1 protein-coding gene is annotated in these 246 nt (G+C 62.6%); it reads right to left on the reverse strand.

All coding sequences use genetic code 11. The annotated features are described in order from the left end of the window. Positions 1-14: 14 nt before the first annotated feature. On the reverse strand, positions 15-246 hold a 232-nt coding region (locus tag RMT89_RS44845), incomplete at its 5' end, for a hypothetical protein (protein ID WP_315889502.1).

The following is a 246-nucleotide window of genomic DNA, read 5'->3' on the forward strand; positions in this document are numbered from 1 at the left end:
GTGCCCCAATCCGCTCACTTTCGGCTCAGGTCGCGATAATCCACCTGCCGGTGGAACTGGTAGGTGTAACCCTCGATGTTCGGCGCCATCACCGCGTCCTGGCTCGGCTGCCAACGCGGGATCTGCGGCATCAGCTCGAAGTGCATGGTGTTGAGCTCACGCCCCATGGCCTCGTACTTGGCCTTGTCCGGTTCGAAGCGCGCGGCCTGCGCAAGCTCGGTCAGCTTCGCATCATCGATCGAGGAA

This window comes from Streptomyces sp. P17, assembly GCF_032436805.1.
Classification (GTDB): Bacteria; Actinomycetota; Actinomycetes; order Streptomycetales; family Streptomycetaceae; genus Streptomyces.